The sequence below is a fragment of the Acinetobacter sp. S54 genome (genome assembly GCF_016624945.1).
In the GTDB taxonomy this organism is placed as follows: domain Bacteria; phylum Pseudomonadota; class Gammaproteobacteria; order Pseudomonadales; family Moraxellaceae; genus Acinetobacter.
In genome coordinates this window covers 130,789-152,006 of the sequence record NZ_JACVUI010000004.1, presented here as the reverse complement: position 1 = coordinate 152,006, position 21,218 = coordinate 130,789, and the positions used below count along the sequence as shown (strand labels likewise).

Annotated in this window: 19 protein-coding genes, 1 tRNA gene and 1 pseudogene; 13 read left to right on the top strand and 8 right to left on the bottom strand. The window is 37.7% G+C overall.

The window, feature by feature from the left end; translation table 11 throughout:
* Nucleotides 1-30: 30 nt before the first annotated feature.
* The 3 genes from IAE20_RS08895 (at nt 31) to IAE20_RS08885 (ending at nt 2,936) form a co-directional block, all read left to right on the top strand.
* Nucleotides 31-1,170, top strand: a complete 1,140-nt coding sequence (locus tag IAE20_RS08895; protein WP_200482202.1) for an acyl-CoA dehydrogenase family protein — start codon at nt 31-33, stop codon at nt 1,168-1,170.
* An 82-nt stretch (nt 1,171-1,252) separates the two neighbouring features.
* On the top strand, nt 1,253-2,503 hold the full coding sequence (locus IAE20_RS08890) for an OprD family porin (RefSeq protein ID WP_200482203.1): 1,251 nt from the start codon (nt 1,253-1,255) through the stop codon (nt 2,501-2,503).
* A 52-nt stretch (nt 2,504-2,555) separates the two neighbouring features.
* Nucleotides 2,556-2,936 carry a PaaI family thioesterase gene (locus IAE20_RS08885; protein ID WP_413784489.1) on the top strand — a complete coding sequence of 127 codons (381 nt, stop codon included), beginning with the start codon at nt 2,556-2,558 and terminating at the stop codon, nt 2,934-2,936.
* Nucleotides 2,937-3,006: 70 nt separating this feature from the next.
* On the opposite strand, the gene IAE20_RS08880 is transcribed toward IAE20_RS08885, so the two are convergent.
* The 3 genes from IAE20_RS08880 to IAE20_RS08870 all read right to left on the bottom strand — a co-directional run bounded on the left by IAE20_RS08880 (nt 3,007) and on the right by IAE20_RS08870 (nt 7,254).
* Nucleotides 3,007-5,610, bottom strand: a complete 2,604-nt coding sequence (locus tag IAE20_RS08880; protein WP_200482205.1) for a TonB-dependent receptor — start codon at nt 5,608-5,610, stop codon at nt 3,007-3,009.
* Between the two features lie 116 nt (nt 5,611-5,726).
* Entirely contained in the window at nt 5,727-6,716 is a 990-nt protein-coding gene (locus IAE20_RS08875; RefSeq protein ID WP_200482206.1) for a FecR family protein, read from the bottom strand.
* On the bottom strand, nt 6,709-7,254 hold the full coding sequence (locus IAE20_RS08870) for a sigma-70 family RNA polymerase sigma factor (RefSeq protein WP_200460498.1): 546 nt from the start codon (nt 7,252-7,254) through the stop codon (nt 6,709-6,711). Before IAE20_RS08870 ends, IAE20_RS08875 begins: the two co-directional genes overlap by 8 nt.
* Before the next feature lie 193 nt (nt 7,255-7,447).
* Here IAE20_RS08870 and IAE20_RS08865 point away from each other — a divergent pair, with 193 nt between their 5' ends.
* Both IAE20_RS08865 and IAE20_RS08860 read left to right on the top strand, forming a co-directional pair.
* A complete protein-coding gene (locus IAE20_RS08865; RefSeq protein ID WP_200482207.1) occupies nt 7,448-8,059 on the top strand; it encodes a biliverdin-producing heme oxygenase in 612 nt (203 codons plus the stop codon).
* A gap of 1 nt (nt 8,060) precedes the next feature.
* Nucleotides 8,061-8,534 carry a YbaN family protein gene (locus IAE20_RS08860; protein WP_200482208.1) on the top strand — a complete coding sequence of 158 codons (474 nt, stop codon included), beginning with the start codon at nt 8,061-8,063 and terminating at the stop codon, nt 8,532-8,534.
* Between the two features lie 71 nt (nt 8,535-8,605).
* Here IAE20_RS08860 and IAE20_RS08855 read toward each other — a convergent pair whose 3' ends face one another.
* Both IAE20_RS08855 and IAE20_RS08850 read right to left on the bottom strand, forming a co-directional pair.
* On the bottom strand, nt 8,606-9,391 hold the full coding sequence (locus IAE20_RS08855) for a 3-hydroxybutyrate dehydrogenase (protein ID WP_200482209.1): 786 nt from the start codon (nt 9,389-9,391) through the stop codon (nt 8,606-8,608).
* Nucleotides 9,392-9,469: 78 nt separating this feature from the next.
* The gene (locus IAE20_RS08850) at nt 9,470-10,903 is read right to left on the bottom strand and encodes a GntP family permease (RefSeq protein WP_200482210.1); all 1,434 of its coding nucleotides are present in this window, start codon (nt 10,901-10,903) and stop codon (nt 9,470-9,472) included.
* Nucleotides 10,904-11,389: 486 nt separating this feature from the next.
* On the opposite strand from IAE20_RS08850, the gene IAE20_RS08845 reads away from it, so the two are divergent.
* The 5 genes from IAE20_RS08845 (at nt 11,390) to IAE20_RS08825 (ending at nt 16,575) form a co-directional block, all read left to right on the top strand.
* A complete protein-coding gene (locus IAE20_RS08845) occupies nt 11,390-12,298 on the top strand; it encodes a LysR family transcriptional regulator (RefSeq protein WP_200460388.1) in 909 nt (302 codons plus the stop codon).
* Nucleotides 12,299-12,458: 160 nt separating this feature from the next.
* Nucleotides 12,459-13,163, top strand: a complete 705-nt coding sequence (locus IAE20_RS08840) for a CoA transferase subunit A (protein ID WP_200482106.1) — start codon at nt 12,459-12,461, stop codon at nt 13,161-13,163.
* Nucleotides 13,164-13,165: 2 nt separating this feature from the next.
* Nucleotides 13,166-13,807, top strand: coding sequence for a 3-oxoacid CoA-transferase subunit B (locus tag IAE20_RS08835; protein WP_200460390.1), 642 nt, complete (start codon nt 13,166-13,168; stop codon nt 13,805-13,807).
* 115 nt (nt 13,808-13,922) lie between these two features.
* The gene (locus IAE20_RS08830; protein ID WP_200482107.1) at nt 13,923-15,341 is read left to right on the top strand and encodes a short-chain fatty acid transporter; all 1,419 of its coding nucleotides are present in this window, start codon (nt 13,923-13,925) and stop codon (nt 15,339-15,341) included.
* A 55-nt stretch (nt 15,342-15,396) separates the two neighbouring features.
* The gene (locus IAE20_RS08825) at nt 15,397-16,575 is read left to right on the top strand and encodes a thiolase family protein (RefSeq protein WP_200482108.1); all 1,179 of its coding nucleotides are present in this window, start codon (nt 15,397-15,399) and stop codon (nt 16,573-16,575) included.
* Nucleotides 16,576-16,670: 95 nt separating this feature from the next.
* Here the strand turns inward: IAE20_RS08825 and modC are convergent, their stop codons facing one another.
* From modC to modA, 3 genes are read right to left on the bottom strand one after another with little or no spacing between them, the layout of a single operon-like run.
* Entirely contained in the window at nt 16,671-17,288 is a 618-nt protein-coding gene (gene modC, locus IAE20_RS08820) for a molybdenum ABC transporter ATP-binding protein (RefSeq protein WP_200460393.1), read from the bottom strand.
* 7 nt (nt 17,289-17,295) lie between these two features.
* Entirely contained in the window at nt 17,296-17,985 is a 690-nt protein-coding gene (modB, locus tag IAE20_RS08815) for a molybdate ABC transporter permease subunit (protein ID WP_200482109.1), read from the bottom strand.
* A complete protein-coding gene (gene modA, locus IAE20_RS08810) occupies nt 17,985-18,767 on the bottom strand; it encodes a molybdate ABC transporter substrate-binding protein (protein WP_200482110.1) in 783 nt (260 codons plus the stop codon). Before modA ends, modB begins: the two co-directional genes overlap by 1 nt.
* 334 nt (nt 18,768-19,101) lie before the next feature.
* Between modA and IAE20_RS08805 the strand changes: the two genes are divergently transcribed.
* The 3 genes and pseudogenes from IAE20_RS08805 (at nt 19,102) to IAE20_RS08795 (ending at nt 21,148) form a co-directional block, all read left to right on the top strand.
* A tRNA-Ser gene (locus tag IAE20_RS08805) sits at nt 19,102-19,191 on the top strand.
* A 354-nt stretch (nt 19,192-19,545) separates the two neighbouring features.
* Nucleotides 19,546-19,686: pseudogene (gene greB, locus IAE20_RS08800) on the top strand (transcription elongation factor GreB); the annotation flags it as partial.
* A 184-nt stretch (nt 19,687-19,870) separates the two neighbouring features.
* Nucleotides 19,871-21,148, top strand: a complete 1,278-nt coding sequence (locus IAE20_RS08795; protein WP_200482112.1) for a hypothetical protein — start codon at nt 19,871-19,873, stop codon at nt 21,146-21,148.
* Nucleotides 21,149-21,218: the final 70 nt, after the last annotated feature.

The following is a 21,218-nucleotide window of genomic DNA, read 5'->3' as shown; positions in this document are numbered from 1 at the left end:
TCCTTAGTTTTGCCCTAGAAAAGGTGAAATATGCAGCACGATACGGAATTTGAACTATTTCGGGATAATTATCGACGGTTTTTAAAAGAACATGTAGCGCCCTACTACGAACTCTGGGAGCAGGAGGCTCTGATTCCAAGAAATATTTGGAATCAACTGGGTGAAAATGGATTTTTGTGTGTTGATGTTCCCGAAGAATATGGCGGCTACGGTGCACCTATTCATTATTCACTCATGCTCGTTCAGGAAACTGCACAGGCGGGATTTACTTCTCTGGCCGTTGCTATTGGCGGCCAAAATGAATTGGTCTCTCCTTATATCCAAAATCTTGGCAGTGAAGAGCAGAAAAAATACTGGCTTCCTAAAATGGTGACTGGAGAAGTAGTCACTGCGATTGCTATGACAGAAGCCAATGCAGGATCTGACTTACAAGCAATTCGTACTCAAGCCGTTTTAAATGGTGGTGACTATCTGGTTGATGGTTCAAAAACCTTTATTTCTAACGGTCTCCATGCCGATTTAATCGTACTAGTAGCAAAAACTGATCCGCAGGCACGTGCTAAAGGAATCTCACTCTTTTTAGTTGATGCTCATCTAAGGGGAGTAACCAAAGGACGTTCACTGAAAAAAATTGGTTTACATGCACAAGACACCGCAGAACTTTTTTTCGATCAGGTCAAAGTTCCTGTCTCACAACGTTTAGGTGACGAAGGACAAGGCTTTTCTTACCTGATGCAGGAATTGCCACGTGAGCGTTTAAGTATTTCCATGATGGCACTTGGTTCCATTTTAGGAGCTATTCAACTGACTAAAGACTATGTATTACAACGCAAAGCTTTTGGACAACATTTAAGCCAGATGCAAAATACACGTTTTGTGCTTGCCAATGCTCAAATCAAGGCCAAAGCTGCGCAGGCTTTTGTAGATCAGTGTGCTGAACTGTATAACCAACATCAACTCAGTGTTAATCACGTCGCTGCGTTGAAATGTTTTATTACCGATACTCAATGTGACGTGATTGACCAGTTGCTACAACTCTTTGGCGGCTATGGTTACATGCAGGAATACCCGATTTCACGTTTCTTTGTCGATGCCCGTGTACAAAAAATTTACGGCGGGACCAATGAGATTATGAAAGAAATCGTAGCGCGCGAACTATTGGGAAAATAACTCAAATTTTAACAACGGAGCAAGACACAGACAACTATGAGGTCTTGCTTAAAACAACAATGATATTTCAGGATGAAATGCCATGTCTAAATTATGGATGTACTCCACGCTTATGCTGTCTAATTCTGTATTTGCGGGGAATTTTATCGATAACAGTAGCGTTGAACTTACCACGCGCAACTTTTACTTTGACCGCGATTATCAGGAGGTTTCCAAATATCCAGCAGCAAAAGACTGGACTCAAGGCTTTATTTTCAAAGCAAATTCGGGCTATACCGAAGGAGCAGTAGGTTTTGGTCTGGATATTTTAGCGACAGCAGGTTTTAAGCTGGATGCCAGTGCAAAATATGCAGGAACAGGGAATCTACCACGAGACACCGTCACTAATGAACCTGCTTCAAGTTATGGCGAAATTGGCGTCACGGGTAAAGCTAAAATTAGTGAGACTGAACTTAAGATAGGAACACTAAGGCCGATGAATCCTGTTTTAGTGGCCTCTCCTGCGCGATTGCTACCACAAACCTATCGTGGAATTTCACTTGAATCCAAAGACTTAAAAAACTTTGAACTACAGGCTGCTTATATTGATAAGGTTAATCATCGCGATTCAACCAATTTTGAAAATATCAAAATTTCAGCCGTGAATGGCCGTTTTAAAAGTGCTGAAACCGATGGACTTTACTATGCAGGAAGTTATTATCATGTAAATCCAAATTTACGCTTAGGCTTGTTTTATTTAGATGTTAATAATCTTTATGACCAATGGACCACAGGTTTTCTATACAAATGGGATATCAATCCAACAACCCGATTGAGTAGTTATCTACATTATTATCGGAGTCGTGATGAAGGTGAGGCAAAAGCAGGTTTAGTCGATAATGACTTATACCATGCACATTTTGAACTTAAGCATCAAAATCATAAATTTATTTTTGGGACATTTCAGCATCACGGAGAAACTGCATTTCCCTATTTGACTGGCGGCGAAACGGGTCTACTGATTGATACTTGGCCAGGGGAATTTCTCAACCCCAAAGAACAAGCTTATAGCTTCCGCTATGAGTATGATTTTAAAGATTATGTCCCCGGTTTACGCTTTATGACTCGTTATACCATGGGGCGCAATATTTATGCGCCAACTTTGGGTGGAACTAACCTAAAAGAGCGTGAAACTGATTTTGATCTTGGCTATACCATTCAAAGTGGCTGGCTTAAAAATCTGGGACTTCGCGCACGTTATGCAATCTACGACAATAACATGTCCGCTAATGCCAACATCAAACCTGTGAACGAAACTCGTATTAATATTGATTACACATGGAAATTTAAATAACGCTGATAGGCTCTAGATCATCTGGAGCCTGCTTTAATCTATGGAAAATAAAATGGATAGTTCTAAAAAATTCCCACCCATTCATCATCTGCTAGGCGGACATAATATTCAATGGAATAATGATCAACAAGAACTTGAAATTGATTATGTCGCACTAGAAAGTTTTACCAACCCAAGAGGTACGGTTGAAGGTGGCATGATTTGCGCCATGCTAGATGATGTTATGGGACTTTTTTCATTTTTTTCCAATAATCAACAACCTGCGACCACGATTAATCTGACTATGGATTTTTTACGCCCCTGTCAGGTGGGTACAATCCAGACTAAATGCCGCTTTGTAAAGCAAGGCAAATCTATTTTGAATATAGAAAGTGAAGCTTGGCAAAACAATAAAATGGTGGCGCGAAGTACAGCTAATTTTATGGTGCTTTAAGTTTCGGCTTGCTCCGCGAAAGAGAAAGAAAACCTATTGCTTTCTTTCTCAAACCATTTATTCACTACTATTAAAAACGCTGAGAAATACTTAACTTAAAGTCGCGCCCAGTGCCTGTCATATATTCCCCCAGATACATTTTATAATCACGGTTAAATAGATTATCAATAGAGAAATTCAACTGCGGGCCTTTTTCACCGACGGGCTGCCAATCGATAAAAATACCGTGTAAAGCATAACCTTTGGTACGAGGCAATGAAAAACCAGAAGCACCAATTGATTTATCCGTATTTAAAATACTTCTGGTTTGCGCATCTACAAAAATACCCCGCCATCCCATAGTCAGATAATGCTCAGGAACATTGACACCTAAAGTAGCTGTCGCCTTGCGTGGAGGTATCTGTTCAATCCATGTCTTTTGATTAAACCACGGGTTAACGGGAGAATTATCACGCTGACCTCGCACATAAGAATAGGTTAAACCTGCAAAATATGTAGGTTGATTATAAAATAGTTCCGCCTCATACGCTTTGATGGTGTAATCAGTAATATTTCTGTAAAAACCATGATCATATTGGCCATTACAAACACTGGCATTCGCACTTCCACCCTGCGCAATAATCTCGGCTTGTGCCTGACAGAAAACCGAACGATTACGGAAAATTTCGTCTGAACCGCGGTTATGATAATAGCTAAGGCGGATCTGCAGATGATCATCATCTGTCAAAAGCTGATCAAAATTCATTTCATTGCCAAGTCGTATCGCCAACATTTTTTCGGGACGTAAATACAAACTGGTTGCAGATACTGTAGAACTTGGACCATCATTATAATATTGCTCATCAACACGCGGCGCACGCCATGTTTTGCTTATATTAGCAAACCACGTGAGGTAATCTGCTTGTTTCCATGCCAACGCTAAACGGGGTGACCAGCCTGTGTAACTTTTTTCTGAATAATCATGTCCCGCTTCAACAGTGCTATAACGCGGAGCCAAATTGCCATAACCCTGATTGATAATATTGTCATAACGCAAAGATGGCGTAATAGTGACCGCACCAATCTGATATTGGTCTTCAACAAAAGCACTATACATTTGCTGATCACCTGCGGGCATATAATTCGGTTGATAGAGTCCATAATTATATTGAGGATTATTGAGATAAGAGCGAACCAGCATCAAAGAGTTTTGTTTCATCTTTTGATATTGTGCTCCGATTTTTAGCTTATGGATGCCATACGCCGTATCAATATCACTGATATTTAAAAGTTTTAGTGCAGTATTGGTATAATTAACCCAGCTTTCATCGCCGAGGTTGGCCGCTGAAAATGAAACTCCTTCCAAACGTTTATCATGTTGCTTGGTTTTTGAATAAGAAAAATTTGCCTTGAAATTAATATAAGGATTGGCAGGAGGATTAAACTCATAACCTGCGGAATAGCTCGTATCTTTTTGATCACGATAAACTAAACGGCGTTTCCACGCTTCATCATAGCCATACTTTGCAATATCTGCGGCACTCGGAACAGCATCCTGATCACGCATTGCCGCAAAAGGTTCCCAGCCTGTATGACTACTTTGCATGGCATTGAAAGAAATTTTTTGGCTTTCATCTGGACGAATATTTAGTTTTGCTAAATATGTATCCTGTTCCTGAGCAGAATATAAAAAAGAAGTTCCATCTGGACGTTCTACATTCCCACTATCGCGTTTGGTATAGTAAAACAACCCATCCAAAAGATTATGTTCAGTTTTTCCATACACCGCACCCGTATAGGTATTTTGCTGGTTATTACTAAAGCGCGAATACTTTAGAAATGCTCCGACATTTTTGTTCTCTTTTAATAAATCTTGTGCATCTCGGGTTTCCAATGTCACCTTCCCCCCAAAACCGCCATTACCTACTTCAACATTATGCGGACCTTTATCTACAGTTACCCGCTTTAAAATTTCAGGTTCAATAAAGACTGACCCTTGTCGATATTTATCAAAAGATTTGACCGAATCATCCAATGTAATGGGAACATCCTCAACCCCACTCATGCCTAGAATATTAATCGTTTGTCCACCAGGTCTAGGAGAGCCAGCCGAAGCTACGCCAGGCATAGTATCCAGTAGTTGTGCAACATTATTCGCCTGATAACGATCAATTGCCGTCTGATTTAAAACGCTTTGCCCAAACTGAACCGTATCTGAATTTTCTGCCTGAATAGAGATGGTGGGCATCTGATACAGTTGATGATTATCCTGATTAAGGATTGATGATGAATTCACTTGACCTTTTTTAATGACAGTTGAATTACCAAGATTTTTTTCAGCGGACTGTTCACTCTCTACTTTCCTATCCACCAATAAGTAACCTGCCGATGATTTCATCAGTTGAAAAGGCGTATTTTCAATCAATCTGGCAAAGGCCTGCTCAACTGTGTAATTGCCTTTTATAGCATTTACTTGATAACGATTCGTCTTCTTTGCATCCAACAGTAATGAAACATTGGCTTGCAATGCAACGCTATTTAGAGCCTGAGTCAGAGAACCACGTTCCACTTGAAAGTAAGCAGAACTGTTGCTACTTGCTGCGTATAGAGGGGTTGAAACGCAACTGACGGAAATTGCCAGAGAAACGGCCAAAGCTATTTTTTGGAGAGAATATTGGGAAGATAAAATGTGCATTAAAACGCGAGCCCCATATAAATGATAATCATTAACTATGCCAATAAGCAAAATAATTGCTGTTCTTCCCTATATGACGCACCATCATCCAAAAATACGCAATTTGTCGCTTTTTTTTAATTTTTAAGCTGAATAATAAAAACATGACGTCCTATTTTCTGAATATTTAGTTGTGGATATTGAGCTACGATTAAGCTTAAGATTTGTTCCACATCTTGCTGAGCATCAATCACCCCATTGACTTTGAATGACTCAAGGACAGATGCACGATAAATAAAATAAGCGTTATGCTGTCGATTTAAACGTTGTAGTAAATCAGGTAAAGCCAGATTATCGGCTAAAATCTGGTTGTGTTGCCATGCAAATTCAGTAGAGCCAATAGCAATCGGTTGAATCGGTCCAAAGCCATGCGCGTCAGCTTGTACCTTTTCGCCAGCATGTACATGCTGACGCTGATTTACCTGTTTCGCAATCGCTTCAACACTTGAATGCAACATGCTAATACTGCTGTTTTCACGATTTTGATGCACAATAAATCGTGTTCCCAATGCCTTGTAGTCAGCTTGCTTTGATTGCACGGTAAAGGGGCGATGTTTGTCTTTTGCGACATCCACATAAATCTCGCCCTGAACCAATTCGACCCGACGTGACTGTGAATTAAAATGCAATTTGATGGCAGATTTAGCTCCAAGCGTAATTTTTGAGCCGTCTTCGAGTATAAATGACTGCATACGGCCCGTGGCCGTTTTATAATCTGCCGTGTAATATGCATAGGGAAAATAATGGTATGTCAGGACACTCAATATCCCCATAAATCCAATGCCCATGACCCCACGGCCAAATGCCTTTTTTACCTGTTTTTGGCTTTGTTGAGTGTGTTTTAGAGACTGTTGTAACGTCTGACTATGAATATGGTGTGTTTCCTGAAGTTGTTTTAATTCGTCAGAAAAGCGACTGATTTTATCTAATTGGTCCTGATATTCTGGATACTGATGTTGCCAATGCTCAAATTCGGCTTGAGCTTGAGCACGCTCAATCGGATCATCCGTATTTAAACGAATAATCCATAAAGATAATTCTTTTTGTAGTTTTTTTGGGTCAGTCATATTCCGACTCAAGTAACTGTTCTCGTGCTTCAAGACATAGACTTAAACAATCCGCCAGATAAGTTTGCGTCGTCCTTAAAGATTTACCAATTAGTTCAGCAATTTCACTTTGATTAAAACCTTCAAAGTAATACATCAAAAACGCTTTTCTTGCCAATACTGGACTTTCATTTAAAGCGATCGTTAAAAAATCTAAAATTTGCACTACTTCTTCAAGTTGATTATGGGGTAATTCAATCTCCTGAAGTTGTAATTCAACTGCCAAACTTTCCAAATAGCTTTGTTCTAATACATAACGTCGATGTTTATCAATAAGTACATTTTTGGCGACATTTACCAAATAAGCTCTTGGTTCTTGAATCCCAAGTAATTTTTGTCGAGTTTGTAATAACTTAACAAACGTGTCTTGCACCAGATCGGCGGCATTAAAAGGATAACGAATGCGATAGCTGAGCCATTGTTGTAGCCAATCATGATGGTTCAAATACATTTCATGAATGAGTTGTTTCTGTGCAATTGGGGAGAAAGATTGATCCATAGCAAAATATTGAATGAATAGTATAAACAAGAATTATTATCATTTATTAATGTGATTATTGTAAACTATTTCTGAACGATATTTTCTATAAAAAAGCTGCATTCTGTATTGCGTCTTTTTCTATCCTCATTCGTCATAGCGTATATAGACCTTTATTTACTCCACAAATATACATCTTTATTTAGGTAACGATATGAACCAATCCGTTGGCAAACCAGACATTCAACATAACATACGTTCAACACTATCACTCCGCTTAAAAACTGAAACAGCAACAGAACATGAACGTATGCATCACCTAATGGCTCAAGCCAATGTTTTTGCAAGTCGGGTGCAGTATGCAAAATTTACACTAGCTCAATATTATTTTCAGCGTGATGTTGAATATTTATTTAAATATCCAGAAATCATTGATTTTATTCCTGATCTGGATATCCGTGGTCGCTCAGACGCTGCATTTAAAGATTTACAAGATTTAGGAATTTCACCTACGGATCTTAATATCGCAAGTCAAAATGCCAATGCACTTGAAGCACTAGGCTGGATTTACGTTTCGGAAGGATCAACGCTCGGAGCTGCATTTTTATTTAAAGAAGCAAAAACTAAACTCGAACTTTCCGAAGAATTTGGAGCACGAAATCTGGCAGCGTATCCAGAAGGAAGAGCAAAAGTATGGAAACGCTTTGTCCAAGCACTCGATGATGCAGGTTTAAGCCAAACTGAACAAGATCAGGTCGTGCAAGGCGCAATGAATGGTTTTTCACGCTTTGCATCGTTATTAACCACAGCAAATATAGATCAGTAAGATGTCAGTGCCAACCCATCCGCCCAAGTTACCCTCAAGATCAGATCACTTACATGGTGATCTGATAGAACTAACAGCATCTAAAAATCCACCTTCTGAACGCTTATCTAAATCTAGCATCTTAAGAGTTGTATTTGTAGGTTTGTCTTGCTTGAGTCTCAGTATTGGAGTGATTGGTTTGTTTGTTCCAGGTTTACCTACGGTTGAATTTGTCTTACTGGCTGCTTTTTTTGCGGGGAAAGGGTCTTCCAGATTACATGGATGGTTTTACCAGCATAAATTATTTGGTCCCATGATTCGTAACTGGCAAGATAAACGTCAGGTTTCCAGAAAATCAAAATATATGATGGCTGTTAGCATGACGCTTGCTAGCAGCATATTGATACTTCATGTACCTCATTTCTGGTTTAATCTCGCATGTATTCTATGCATGTTACTCGTTTTTATCTGGGTCTGGCGGCGACCTGAACCGTAAAGCATATAAAATGGAAATCGCGAATCATAAAAAAGACCACAAATCGTGGTCTTTTTCTTTACCAAAATAAACTATTGAGCAGTGTAGCCACCATCCATAACTACAGCTTGACCGGTGACACCGCCAGCTTTGTCGCTACATAGGAAAATGGCATAATCGGCAATTTCTTCAACACTTAATAAACGCTTTTGCGGGACCATCGCCAAAATAACATCTTCCAAAGCACTGGTTTCACTCACCTTTCGCGTTTTAGCCAAATCTGTAATCTGTCCACGAACCAACGGTGTATCCACATAGCCAGGACACAAAGCATTTACTGTAATGCCATCACGTGCGCATTCAAGTGCAGCGACTTTGGTTAGGCCAATCACACCATGCTTAGCGCTGTTGTAGCCAGCTTTTCCTGCAAAACCAATTAAGCCATTTATCGATGCCATATTAATAATACGACCAGATTTTTGTGCTTTCATAATAGGAAAAGCATGTTTGATTCCAATAAATGAACCTGTCAACATCACAGCAATCAGTTTTTGATAAACTTCTGTAGGAAATTCCTCAATTGCTGCAACATGTTGAAAGCCTGCATTATTAATTAAAATATCCAATGTTCCAAACGTCTTTTGAGTCAGTTCAATCGCAGCTTGATAAGCGTGTTCATTAGTGACATCACAAGGAGCGGAGATTGCAGTAAAACCTTCACTTTTTAACTGTTGTGCAGCTTCTTCACATTTTTGTGCATTCATATCTGAAATAACAACTTTTGCACCTTCTGCTGCAAATTTTTTCGCAATTTCTAAACCAATACCACTAGCTGAACCTGTAATAAAAGCCACTTTGCCATCGAGTTGTTTTGTCACTTTCTTTCTCCTGACTCATGAAGTGAATTTTATTTTTGTAAAATGAAATCCACTCCATGATTTTGATTATTTACTACCTTACACAATACCAAACCATGTAAATGCAGCAATTGCTACAAATACAGCGATCGTTTTAATAATAGTTACTGCAAAGATATCTTTATAAGATTGCTTGTGTGTTAAACCAGTTACAGCAAGTAAAGTGATGACAGCGCCATTATGAGGAAGTGTGTCCATCCCCCCCGACGCCATCGCCACAATACGATGCATTACTTCAGGTGGAATACCTGCTGCCAAAATAGCGGCATTGTACTGTTCTGCCATCGCACTTAATGCGATACTCATCCCACCCGATGCTGAACCTGTAATACCAGCCAGTACTGTTGTAGTCACTGCACCATTGACCAAAGGGTTAGTAAATGCAGTTCCCAATGCATGGCTGACTAATGCAAAACCTGGTAATGCTGCGATAATGGCACCGAAACCATATTCAGACGCGGTGTTCATGACAGCCAAAAGTGATCCACCAATACTGGCATTTACACCTTCTTTGAACTGTCCCACCACACGCCCATAATCAAATAAGACTGCCGTAATAATCCCAACAATAAGTGCCAAACCCACTGCCCAGATTGCACCAGTTTTTGCTACATCAACTGTATAATTTGCCAGACCAATCGCATTAAAATCAAACCCATTTGGATACCATGTTTTAATTGCCGTCGATAAATATTTATTCATGACTGCAACCAACACTAATGGAACGAACGCTAGAATCTGGCGAATAACCGAACCATTATCACGCACATTTTCCTGTACAGCATTTATAGGCAATTCATTACTGTTTTTAGCATAATCTAAGTCAAAACCTGCATAGCCCTCACCCGCTTTTGCAGCAGCACGGCGACGCCATTCAAGATAAAATAAACCTGTACTCAATACGAATATTGCACCAATAATGCCTAAAAAAGGAGCGGCATAAATATTGGTTCCAAAGAAAGTCGTTGGTATCACATTTTGAATTTGTGGAGTCCCTGGTAACGCATCCATGGTAAAAGTAAACGCGCCAAGTGCAATGGTGCCCGGAATTAAACGTTTAGGAATGTTGGCTTGCTGAAACAGCTGATTGGCAAACGGATAAATCGCAAATACAGCCACGAATAAACTTACGCCACTGTATGTCAAAATTGCGCCTAGTATTACCACTGTCAAGATTGCTTTTTTCGCGCCGATGAGGTTTACAATAGTTTTGGCAATAGACTCGGCGATCCCTGACATTTCAACTACTTTGCCAAAAATTGCACCGAGTAAAAATACTAGAAAATAATCCTTGATAAAATTGACCATTTTCGGCATGAAAACGCCTGAGTAAAAAGGCAAAACATTACTTGGATTGATTAAAAAAACCGCCAATAATGCACATAAAGGTGCCATCAGGATAACTGAGAACCCGCGATAAGCGGTGTACATCAGTAAACCCAAAGATAGTAGAATAACAAATAGATCCCACATATTCTTTCTTACTCCATTATGAAGAATATAGGTCAGGTTTAACCCAAATATTTCGCCTAATATTTGATAACAGTTTCCCTAACAATAAAAAATAAATACAACTTGTCCAAAATGAGTCATTAAATAGACCCAACAAATAAGATTTTATATTTATTTTAAAATATCAATATTTTTATGAAACACAAGAGGATTATTTAAAACCTTAGAAAATAAAAATTTAACTATTGAAATATATGAATTTTAATAAAATAAAATGATTTATTCATTTATTTAAAAAACAAATTAATTATTAAATAAAACTCATTAATTATAACGTAAGACGAAATTCAATTTTATTTTTAATGTATTTAATTCCTATTAAAAATATAAATTTTTATAATGGATTTGCCATATTTGAATTTTACAAAAAAACAAGCATTCGCGTTGCGGAGTTCAGTATAATTATGCTTTAAAATCAAAAACTTTTGATTGACACGGAATTCATAGATGACTCTCAAACAACTCAAAGCTTTTTTGGCACTGGCGCGTACATTGAATTATGCCAACGCATCGGCTGAACTCCATTTAAGTCAATCTGCTTTGAGTTTAAGTATTAAATCACTAGAAGAAGAATTGGGTGGAAAGCTATTTAAACGCAATACTCGACGCGTAGAACTAACTCAGGAAGGAAAATCTCTGATTCCATATGCCAGAAAGTTATTGGCGAATTGGGAAGACATGGAAAATGATGTAAAACAACGCTTTAAGTTAAATCGTGGGACTTTAAATATTGCCTCCATGCCCTTTGTCACCCATGCAATTTTACCCGAAGTCATCCAGATTTTTTCAAATGCCCATCCTAATCTGAGTTTTTCAATTCATGATATTCCCAATGAAAAAATTATTGAAAATGTATTAGATGGCATCTTTGAACTTGGGATTTGTTTTCAACCGATTTTAAATGAACAATTGGAATTTAAAGCCTTATTTGAGGAAGATTTTTTAGCTCTCATTCCCAAAACGCATCCATTGGCTAGTAAAAAGAGCATCACTTGGCAAGAGTTATATGCCAATCCATTTATTACTTTGCAACATCCCTCAATCGTGCGTTATTTACTGGAACAAAATGCTTCACGCTTGGGTTTAGTACTTGATTTGAAAGTTGAATGTCATCAGATTAGTACATTTTCAAGTTTCGTGGCTTTAGGCATTGGGGTAAGTGCAATTCCGCGTCATTTTCAACATTCAATCGACAAAGAACATAATGTTTTACTCGAAATTGAAAATAGTGAAGTACAACAAGCGGTTGGTATTATTTATAAAAAAGATGCAGAGCTTTCCAATATTTCTAGCGAATTCATTCAGACACTTTCAAACTACCCTTACGAAAAAATCCTTAAATTTGAAAATTTATAACAAAAATTACATGAGAAATGATCAGGCTTTAAAATCATCGTATATTTGTCTTTTTTACTGATTAATTAATTTTCCTCATTAATCCTTTAAAATTTTCAACTTCCTTAAATAAATTGCAGATGTTAATAATAAGAAAACATAGGGACGTTGAGTAATCACAATGAATAAATTGTATGAAAGTGCAGCAATTGCACTACAGGATATTGTAAAAAATAATCAAACTTTTGCGGTGGGTGGTTTTGGTTTATGTGGTATTCCAGAAGCATTGATCAATGCCTTAAAAGAAACTCAAGTCAACGGTTTAATCTGTATTTCCAATAACGCAGGTGTAGATGATTTTGGTTTAGGCATTTTATTAAAAACTAAACAAATTAAGAAAATGATTTCATCTTATGTCGGTGAAAATAAAGAGTTTGAACGCCAATATCTAAACGGCGAGCTTGAAGTTGAACTGACACCCCAAGGAACTCTAGCTGAAAAACTACGTGCGGGCGGCGCGGGTATTCCTGCTTTTTATACTCAAACAGGTGTGGGAACCCTGATCGCGGAAGGCAAGGAACAACGTGAGTTTGAGGGTAAACCTTATATTCTTGAACGGTCTTTGACTGCTGATATTGCATTAGTTAAAGCATATAAAGCCGATAAAGCAGGCAATCTAATTTTTCACAAAACAGCACGTAACTTTAACCCCGAATGTGCAATGGCTGGAAAAATTACCATTGCAGAGGTTGAACAAGTGGTCGAAATTGGAGAATTAAATCCCGATGAGATCCATCTTGCAGGTATTTATGTACAACGAATTGTACTCAATGCACATCCAGAAAAACGTATTGAGCAAAAAACACTAAAAGCACAGGAAGCATAATCATGGCATGGACACGTGAACAAATGGCACAACGTGCCGCCAAAGAATTGCAAGACGGTTTTTATGTCAATCTTGGCATTGGCTTACCTACATTAGTCGCTAATTATATTCCAGAGAATGTTGATGTCTGGCTTCAATCCGAAAATGGCTTATTAGGCATTGGAGAGTTTCCGACAGAACAAACTGTGGATGCAGACTTAATCAATGCGGGCAAACAAACCGTTACTGCACGTGCGGGTGCTGCATTCTTCTCTAGCAGCGAATCCTTTGCCATGATCCGGGGTGGGCATGTCAATATTGCCATTTTGGGGGCAATGGAAGTCTCTGAACAAGGAGATCTTGCTAACTGGATGATCCCTGGCAAAAAAGTTAAAGGCATGGGTGGCGCTATGGATCTGGTGGTAGGGGTGCAACGTGTGGTGGTGCTAATGGAACATTGCGCCAAAGATGGTACGCCCAAAATTGTATCTAAATGCAGTTTGCCACTCACAGGTCAAGCCGTGGTACATCGCGTCATTACTGATTTAGGAGTCATGGACATTACTTCTGAAGGCATCAAACTGATTGAATTGGCAGATGATGTAACTTTAGAACAGATTCAAGCGGCCTCTGGTGTCAATTTAATTACGGCAATAGAAGTTTAGCAACTCAAGTTATTGCTGCTTTGCTTGGAGAATTTAATTAACGATTAATCGGGAAATTAAGTGGTGATCACTTCGGGATGAAATGATCACCCTCAACATCAGATGGATTTTGATAATGAATAAACAACCTGCAATTTTAGAACGATTTGCGATTAGCATTAGTAACTGGTCAGAAAAATGGTTTCCTGACTCTTATATTTTTGCCCTTTTAGGTGTCATTATTGTAGCGATTGCCGCTCTTTTCATTGGAGCCCCCGTCAAGGAGGTCGCTAGTTCTTTTGGAAATGGCTTCTGGAGCCTAATCCCTTTTACCTTACAAATGACCATGTTGATTATTGTGGGCTACGTGGTTTCTGTATCTCGTCCCATGAAAAAACTGATCCAGAAGATGGCCAGAATCCCACACTCAGGACGTAGTGCAATTGTTTTGGTAGCGACGGTCAGTTTGCTCATTTCGTTGATCAATTGGGCGATTAGCACCATCTTAACTGCACTATTGGTGATTGCACTTGCCAAACGTAAAGAATTAAATATGGACTATCGTGCCGCCGCCGCGGCTGCCATTATTGGTATGGGTGCAACATGGGCACTTGGAATTAGTTCATCTGCAGCCCAATTACAGGCCAATAAGTCCAGTTTACCTGAATCAATTTATAATCTAACGGGGGTCATTCCATTTACTGAAACCATATTCCTGTGGCAATCAATCGTGATGACCGCGATTTTAATCATTGTCTCCATCGTGATTGCTTTCCTGTCTGCTCCGAAAGGTCAGAATGTCAAAACCATGCAGGATTTTAATCTAAACTTTGAGGAAGAGGAAAAACAGGAACTGGAGCAAAGCAAATCCACTCGCCCGGGAGACTGGCTAGAAAATTCCCCCATATTAACTATTTTAGTCGTAGGATTAGGCTTGATCTGGATGATTCTGGAATTTTCCAAAACTAACCCTATCCTTGCAATTTCCAGCCTCAATACCTATAACTTTATTTTCTTGATGCTAGGTCTGGCCTTACATGGCACACCGCGTAATTTTCTAAACGCAGTGAGCAAAGCGGTTCCTGCTGTTTCAGGCGTTCTCATTCAATTTCCACTTTATGGCAGTATAGCCTACATGATGACTCAGGCAGTCAATGCTGAAGATTTATCGCTTTCGCATTATATTGCGCATTTCTTCATTTCTATTGCTTCGCATGATACCTTTGCTGTGGTTATGGGCATTTATTCCGCAATTTTAGGTTTTTTTGTCCCTTCTGGTGGCGGGAAATGGATTATTGAAGCACCTTATGTCATGCAGGCAGCAAACGATTTGAAATATCATCTGGGTTGGTCTGTACAAATTTATAATGCAGCAGAAGCATTACCCAACTTGATCAATCCATTTTTTATGTTACCCATGCTGGGTATTTTAAAACTCAAACCAAAAGATGTGATTGGTTTTACTGTAACTCAATTGGTTGTTCATTTACCTTTAGTGCTTTTTTTACTCTGGATATTAGGCCAGACCTTAACCTATACCGCACCTGTATTTTAACAATTATCTTGGGGCTCAGTCATCAGGCTGAACCCATCTTGGAAGGAATCATTTCATGTCAAAAATCGTGATTATCGCTGCAACACGTACCCCTATGGGCAGCTTTCAAGGTAGTCTTTCTGGTTTAACTGCACCTGATCTTGGTGCTGTTGCTATCCAAACAGCAGTCGAACAAGCCAATATTCCCGTCAATGATATTGATGAAGTGATCATGGGCTGTGTACTTCCTGCTGGGGTCAAGCAAGGCCCTGCTCGTCAAGCGATGCGTAAAGCGGGTTTACCTGATCATGTGGGTGCAACCACGATTAATAAAGTATGCGGTTCTGGTATGAAAGCTGCTATGCAAGCTGCCGATGGTATCAAGGCAGACAGTATTAAGATTGCCATTGTCGGTGGAATGGAATCCATGACAAATGCTCCCTATTTATTGCCAAAAGCGCGCACAGGCTACCGTATGGGACATGGTCAAGTGATTGATCATATGTTTATGGATGGTTTAGAAGATGCCTATACGGGCCGTGCGATGGGTTCCTTTGCACAAGAAATGGCTGATAAGAAAAACTATACACGTGAACAAATGGATGAATTTGCCATTCGCTCTCTGACACGTGCACAAAAAGCCATTCAAGAAGGTTATTTCAAGCAGGAGATTTCACCCGTTACAGTCAGCACTCGCAAAGGCGATGTCTTAGTTTATACCGATGAAAATCCAGGAAATGCAAAAATTGATAAGATTCCATCATTACGGCCTGCTTTTGCCAAAGATGGAACCATTACTGCGGCGAATTCAAGCTCTATCAGCGATGGCGCATCTGCACTTGTAATGACTTCTGAACAAGAAGCCCAACAGCGCGGACTAAATATTCTTGCCGAAATCAAAGGCTATACTACCAACTCACAATTACCAGAAGAATTTACCATTGCTCCTGTCGGTGCGATTGAAAAATTACTTAAAAAAGTCGGTTGGTCTGCTGAAGAAGTCGATTTATGGGAAATTAATGAGGCGTTTGCAATGGTGACCATGGCGGCTATTGATGCATTCAAACTTGACCCTGAAAAAGTTAATATCAATGGCGGTGCTTGCGCCTTGGGTCATCCTCTTGGTTCATCAGGTTCACGTATTATCGTGACGCTCATCCATGCTCTAAAACGACTAGGCAAACGCAAAGGTATCGCTGCCCTCTGTATTGGGGGTGGTGAAGCGACCGCAATTGCAATTGAAATCGCGGATTAATCATCCACACTGCTTTCTTCCCTTCAGGCAAAAATAAGCACCTTATTTTTGCCTTTTTTGCTTTTACAACCTATAAAATTTATGAGAAAAAGCTGTTACAAATACCAAATACTGTCTGTTAGCTGCTGAATTTCTTCAATATCATGACTCACATATAGCATAGGAATATGAATTTCCTGCTTAATTTTTTGAAAGAAAGGAATAATTTCAGCTTTATGTGCTGCATCTAATGCGGATAAAGGTTCATCTAATAATAAAAGTTGCGGGGAATATAATAACGCACGTCCTAATGCGACACGCTGTTTTTCTCCTCCCGATAGTTTTACAGGCACACGATTTAATAAATGGCCTAATTTTAATAATTCAATGATGTAATCTTCTTTAAAATGCCTTTTTTCAGGGGTGATCCGATTAAATCCAAAGTGCAAATTTTTTTTAACACTCATATGCGGAAACAATTGCGCGTCCTGAAAAACTAGTCCGATACGACGTTGCTGCGTTGTTAAATTAATCTTTTGCGAATGATCAAACCAAGTCTGATTCTGAATCCTGATCCAGCCCGATTGAGGTGTATTTAGTCCTGCAATCGCATGTAAAATGCTCGTTTTTCCTGAACCCGATGCACCAAATAAGCCCACGACGCGGTCATCAGATTCAAAAGCCTGAGTTAGTTTGAACTTACCAAGTTGCAGCTGGAAATGACAGTTCAACATACGCGCGCTATCCCCGTTTCTTTTTCTGGTAGCGATGAAACCATTGTGCAAACCAGAGTGCAAAAAATGCGACACTTAAAGATAATATAATTAAACGCCATACTTGATGTTCGGTATCAGGTTGTTGCATTAGACTATACATGGCCAAAGGAAGAGTACGCGTTTCTCCTGCGATATTTCCCACAAATGTGATCGTCGCTCCAAATTCTCCCAGACTACGACAGAAGCATAAAATTGCACCCACCAATATGCCACTACTTGCCAGAGGCAATGTAATACTAAAAAAAGCCCCTAATCCTGATGCACCTAATGTTTTCGCTGCCATTTCCAAACGCTGATCCACCAATTCAATTGCAAGTCGAATCGATTGAACAAATAAAGGAAATCCCATCACTGCGGCAGCTAGAACAGCGCCTTTCCAATTAAAAGCTAAATTGAAGCCCCAAGCATTCAGATACTGCCCCAAAACACCATTGTTACCAAAAACCTGTAACAGCAAATAGCCAGGAATCACAGGAGGTAAAACTAAAGGCAAAAACACCAAGGTTTCAAATAGGGATTTCCCCCAGAACTCTTTTCGTGCTAATAGCCAGCCCACTAGTAATGCAGGAATTAAATTCACCAGCAAACTAAACACAGCAACCTGACAAGATAACTTGAGAACCTCAAGTTCTTCTGCTGAAAGAAGGAAAAACATTATTTAGCAGGCAAAAGAACAGTAAAACCGTAATTTCTAAACACCTTATTTGCCTGTTTCGTCTGTAAATATTGATAAAATTTTACCGCAGATGGTGTGTTTTTAAGTAATCCTAATGGGTAAATAATCGGCGCATGAGTATTTTCTGGAAATACTCCTACGATTTTGACATCTTTACTAATCGCCGCATCAGTTGCATACACAATACCTAACTGACATTCACCCCGTGCGACAAAATTTAAAGCAGCTCTGACATCTTCGGTCTCAACCAATTTTGGTTGAAGTTTTTGCCACCATCCGAGTGAAGTAAGTGCTTGTTTCCCATATTTTCCTACAGGAACGCTCTTGGTATCACCTGTACACCATTTTCCTTGGAAAACTGTATTTGGATCAGTACTCTTTTCCATTTTAATAGTATGGATATTGGCATTTTTAGGTGCAATCAGAACCAGTTTATTACCCAGTAAATTAATACGTTGATTAGCAACGATTAACTTTTTATTTTGTAAATAATTCATCCATTGTTCATCGGCTGAAATAAACACATCTGCGGGTGCGCCAGCTTCAATTTGTTTTGCTAAAGTCGATGAACCCGCATAAGAGGTTTTTACTTCTATTTTTGTTTGTTTTTCAAACTCTTTTTCTAAATCAGCGATCGCATTGGTCAAGCTAGCCGCTGCATATACGGTTACATCATTAGCGGCATGGGCTTGAAAGCTCAACCACACACCACAACTTAATAGCGTTGAAATGAGTATTTTTTTTGATTGTTTTATAGCCATGCTGATTGCCTTTTTTTCAATATGTTTTCAGAAATATATCGATAATTTTGTTAAAGTACAATCTGTAAGTATCGAAGATAACTACTTTTTTAATGCTAAATTTAGGTAAAAATAGAAAAACAATAGATGAATTTATCTTTATTCAATAGATTGAAATTCAAAGAAAAAATAAACCATCCAAATTTTCGTCCACTCATCGAACTAATACTCATACCCGATAAGCTTAGAAACAATGCGATAAAACCAGTATTTTGCTTTAATTTTGATCTTTTAAACCTTTTTCTTCTGAAATAATTTGCCAAAACACACTTTTATTTATATGATAGCCGCCATTGGAAGCGTGGCAGAGCGGTTTAATGCACCGGTCTTGAAAACCGACGAGGGTGTGAGTCCTCCGTGAGTTCGAATCTCACCGCTTCCGCCAAATATCTAAAAAGCCCTTGTTTATACAAGGGCTTTTTTTATCTATTCTTTTTAATACCATAAAATTCGTAATCGTATCTTTCCTTCAACAAATTTAGCTTCTTATTAAACAAACAGATTTTTTTATTTCTAAATAGAATGAGATGAAAATTTATTGTAAGACCGAGATGAACAATTAATTATTCTATTTATAAAACAAGAGTAAAATATCTGAAATTTTAGTTAAAGTTTATTCATTTTTTTAAATCACTTCAGAAAAAATATAAACAAATGGCTATAGATTCTAATAAAATGCCCCTCTCATTGTTACACACCGAAGATGGGTTATAGTGTTTAAAACATTGGATATTTTGTCATGAATCGAAAACTATTGACCGCTGAAGGATATCAACGTTTACAAGATGAGTTAAATCATCTTGTTCGTAAAGAACGCCCTGAGATTACAAGTATTGTATCTTGGGCAGCAAGTCTTGGTGACCGTTCAGAAAATGCAGATTTACGTAAATAACCCTATATTTCATACTAAAATATTAATTATTAATAAAAAACAAAATCTTATAAATAGTATGTATACTATTTAGTTGTACTATTATACTTCAGTTACAATTCAATAATGGATCTAAAGTTTAACTAGTTGAAAAATAGAATACTTTAAGAAATTATTGATAAAATTTTCCACAATGACTAAACAAAATATCTTAATACACGTTATAGATGATGAATCAAAAACTTATGATTTACTTATTAAGGATTATTGGGCATTAAGTTGGGAAACACATGATTTTGAATATTCATTAAAAAATCTTGTAAAAAAACATGGATTCAATAATATTTCTAACTTAGAAGCTATCATTGCTAAATTTAGTTTTGTTACATCTACTATTGAAAATTCAAATTGTCTTAGTTGTAATCAAAAAATTAAGGCTAGATCACGTATGGAGTTAAAAAAGCTTTTTCAAAATGAATTAAGTTGCCAAAATTGTTTAAGTAAAGATATAAATAACCAAGCTGAAGTAATTATAGAAAAAATTGAATCAGTTATAAAAGATGACTATTCATTTTTATTTATGAAAAATTCATTTAATTTAACTTATTTAGAAAAAATTTATTTGTATCTAATTGCTCTTAAATGCCAAGTAAATCAGTATGGTAAATTGGATAAAGAAATTTGGAAAGATATGTTTATTACTGAAAGAGCTAATCAGAACTTCTTAATTAAGTCATTGTATAAAAAAAGAGTCATTTTTAATAGTAAAAAAACAGATGAAATTATAGGGGTATTTAATGATGCAAACAAATTTTTTTATAAAAACTCACATTTAATACGTGCTGAACTATCTAGTAGATATAAAAAATACAAGTATATTTTTTTTGATGGGAACACCTTTTTAAATTTAGATCTAATTAGTGGAAGTTTTAACCAAATGTTGGAAGAATTAAGTATAGAATTAGACTATTATGAACTGGATTATTTGGATATTAAAGAAATTAGAGAGTTTGTTATCGAGCAAAAGAAAATTGATGCATATGAGCTAATTTTAAATATACAAAAATATAAACCCATCCCAATTGAAAAATCTATTGAATTGGATCACGTAATTATTGAGTTAGTTGAAAAGTATAATCTCTTAGTTGTGAATAGTATGTTAAGTTATCATGCGGATAAAGTTGCTTCAAATTTGTATAGCTTAGAGCATGGAGAAAGAAAAGATAGATATTATTCTGTGAATAAGATGTTTATCGCGAGGATCACATCTTACTTAGAACATTGTAAGTTAAATAATAAAGTTCCATCTCATACACGAAATATTGGATTTAATTGGAGTTATACTTGCTTAGAGTACTTTGTTAGTAAAAGTATAATAAATGATGGACTCTCTTGGACTACTTTTAGTGGTGATGAGTTAATTCATAAGTGGTTAAATAGTGATAAAGTAACGATAAAACCTGATTTTTAATTTTTAGCAGTAAAAAATCTAATCAACATTTAAAGGCTAGTTTTTGATAAAATAAAGTCATATTTTATCT

What these genes read in the sequence shown, in the direction of transcription:
- IAE20_RS08895 (WP_200482202.1), top strand. Translation starts at nt 31, where the DNA reads ATGCAGCACGATACGGAATTTGAACTATTTCGGGATAATTATCGACGG.
- IAE20_RS08890 (WP_200482203.1), top strand. Translation starts at nt 1,253, where the DNA reads ATGTCTAAATTATGGATGTACTCCACGCTTATGCTGTCTAATTCTGTA.
- IAE20_RS08885 (WP_413784489.1), top strand. Translation starts at nt 2,556, where the DNA reads ATGGATAGTTCTAAAAAATTCCCACCCATTCATCATCTGCTAGGCGGA.
- IAE20_RS08880 (WP_200482205.1), bottom strand. Translation starts at nt 5,610, where the DNA reads ATGCACATTTTATCTTCCCAATATTCTCTCCAAAAAATAGCTTTGGCC.
- IAE20_RS08875 (WP_200482206.1), bottom strand. Translation starts at nt 6,716, where the DNA reads ATGACTGACCCAAAAAAACTACAAAAAGAATTATCTTTATGGATTATT.
- IAE20_RS08870 (WP_200460498.1), bottom strand. Translation starts at nt 7,254, where the DNA reads ATGGATCAATCTTTCTCCCCAATTGCACAGAAACAACTCATTCATGAA.
- IAE20_RS08865 (WP_200482207.1), top strand. Translation starts at nt 7,448, where the DNA reads ATGAACCAATCCGTTGGCAAACCAGACATTCAACATAACATACGTTCA.
- IAE20_RS08860 (WP_200482208.1), top strand. Translation starts at nt 8,061, where the DNA reads ATGTCAGTGCCAACCCATCCGCCCAAGTTACCCTCAAGATCAGATCAC.
- IAE20_RS08850 (WP_200482210.1), bottom strand. Translation starts at nt 10,903, where the DNA reads ATGTGGGATCTATTTGTTATTCTACTATCTTTGGGTTTACTGATGTAC.
- IAE20_RS08845 (WP_200460388.1), top strand. Translation starts at nt 11,390, where the DNA reads ATGACTCTCAAACAACTCAAAGCTTTTTTGGCACTGGCGCGTACATTG.
- IAE20_RS08840 (WP_200482106.1), top strand. Translation starts at nt 12,459, where the DNA reads ATGAATAAATTGTATGAAAGTGCAGCAATTGCACTACAGGATATTGTA.
- IAE20_RS08835 (WP_200460390.1), top strand. Translation starts at nt 13,166, where the DNA reads ATGGCATGGACACGTGAACAAATGGCACAACGTGCCGCCAAAGAATTG.
- IAE20_RS08830 (WP_200482107.1), top strand. Translation starts at nt 13,923, where the DNA reads ATGAATAAACAACCTGCAATTTTAGAACGATTTGCGATTAGCATTAGT.
- IAE20_RS08825 (WP_200482108.1), top strand. Translation starts at nt 15,397, where the DNA reads ATGTCAAAAATCGTGATTATCGCTGCAACACGTACCCCTATGGGCAGC.
- modC (WP_200460393.1), bottom strand. Translation starts at nt 17,288, where the DNA reads ATGTTGAACTGTCATTTCCAGCTGCAACTTGGTAAGTTCAAACTAACT.
- modB (WP_200482109.1), bottom strand. Translation starts at nt 17,985, where the DNA reads ATGTTTTTCCTTCTTTCAGCAGAAGAACTTGAGGTTCTCAAGTTATCT.
- modA (WP_200482110.1), bottom strand. Translation starts at nt 18,767, where the DNA reads ATGGCTATAAAACAATCAAAAAAAATACTCATTTCAACGCTATTAAGT.
- IAE20_RS08795 (WP_200482112.1), top strand. Translation starts at nt 19,871, where the DNA reads ATGACTAAACAAAATATCTTAATACACGTTATAGATGATGAATCAAAA.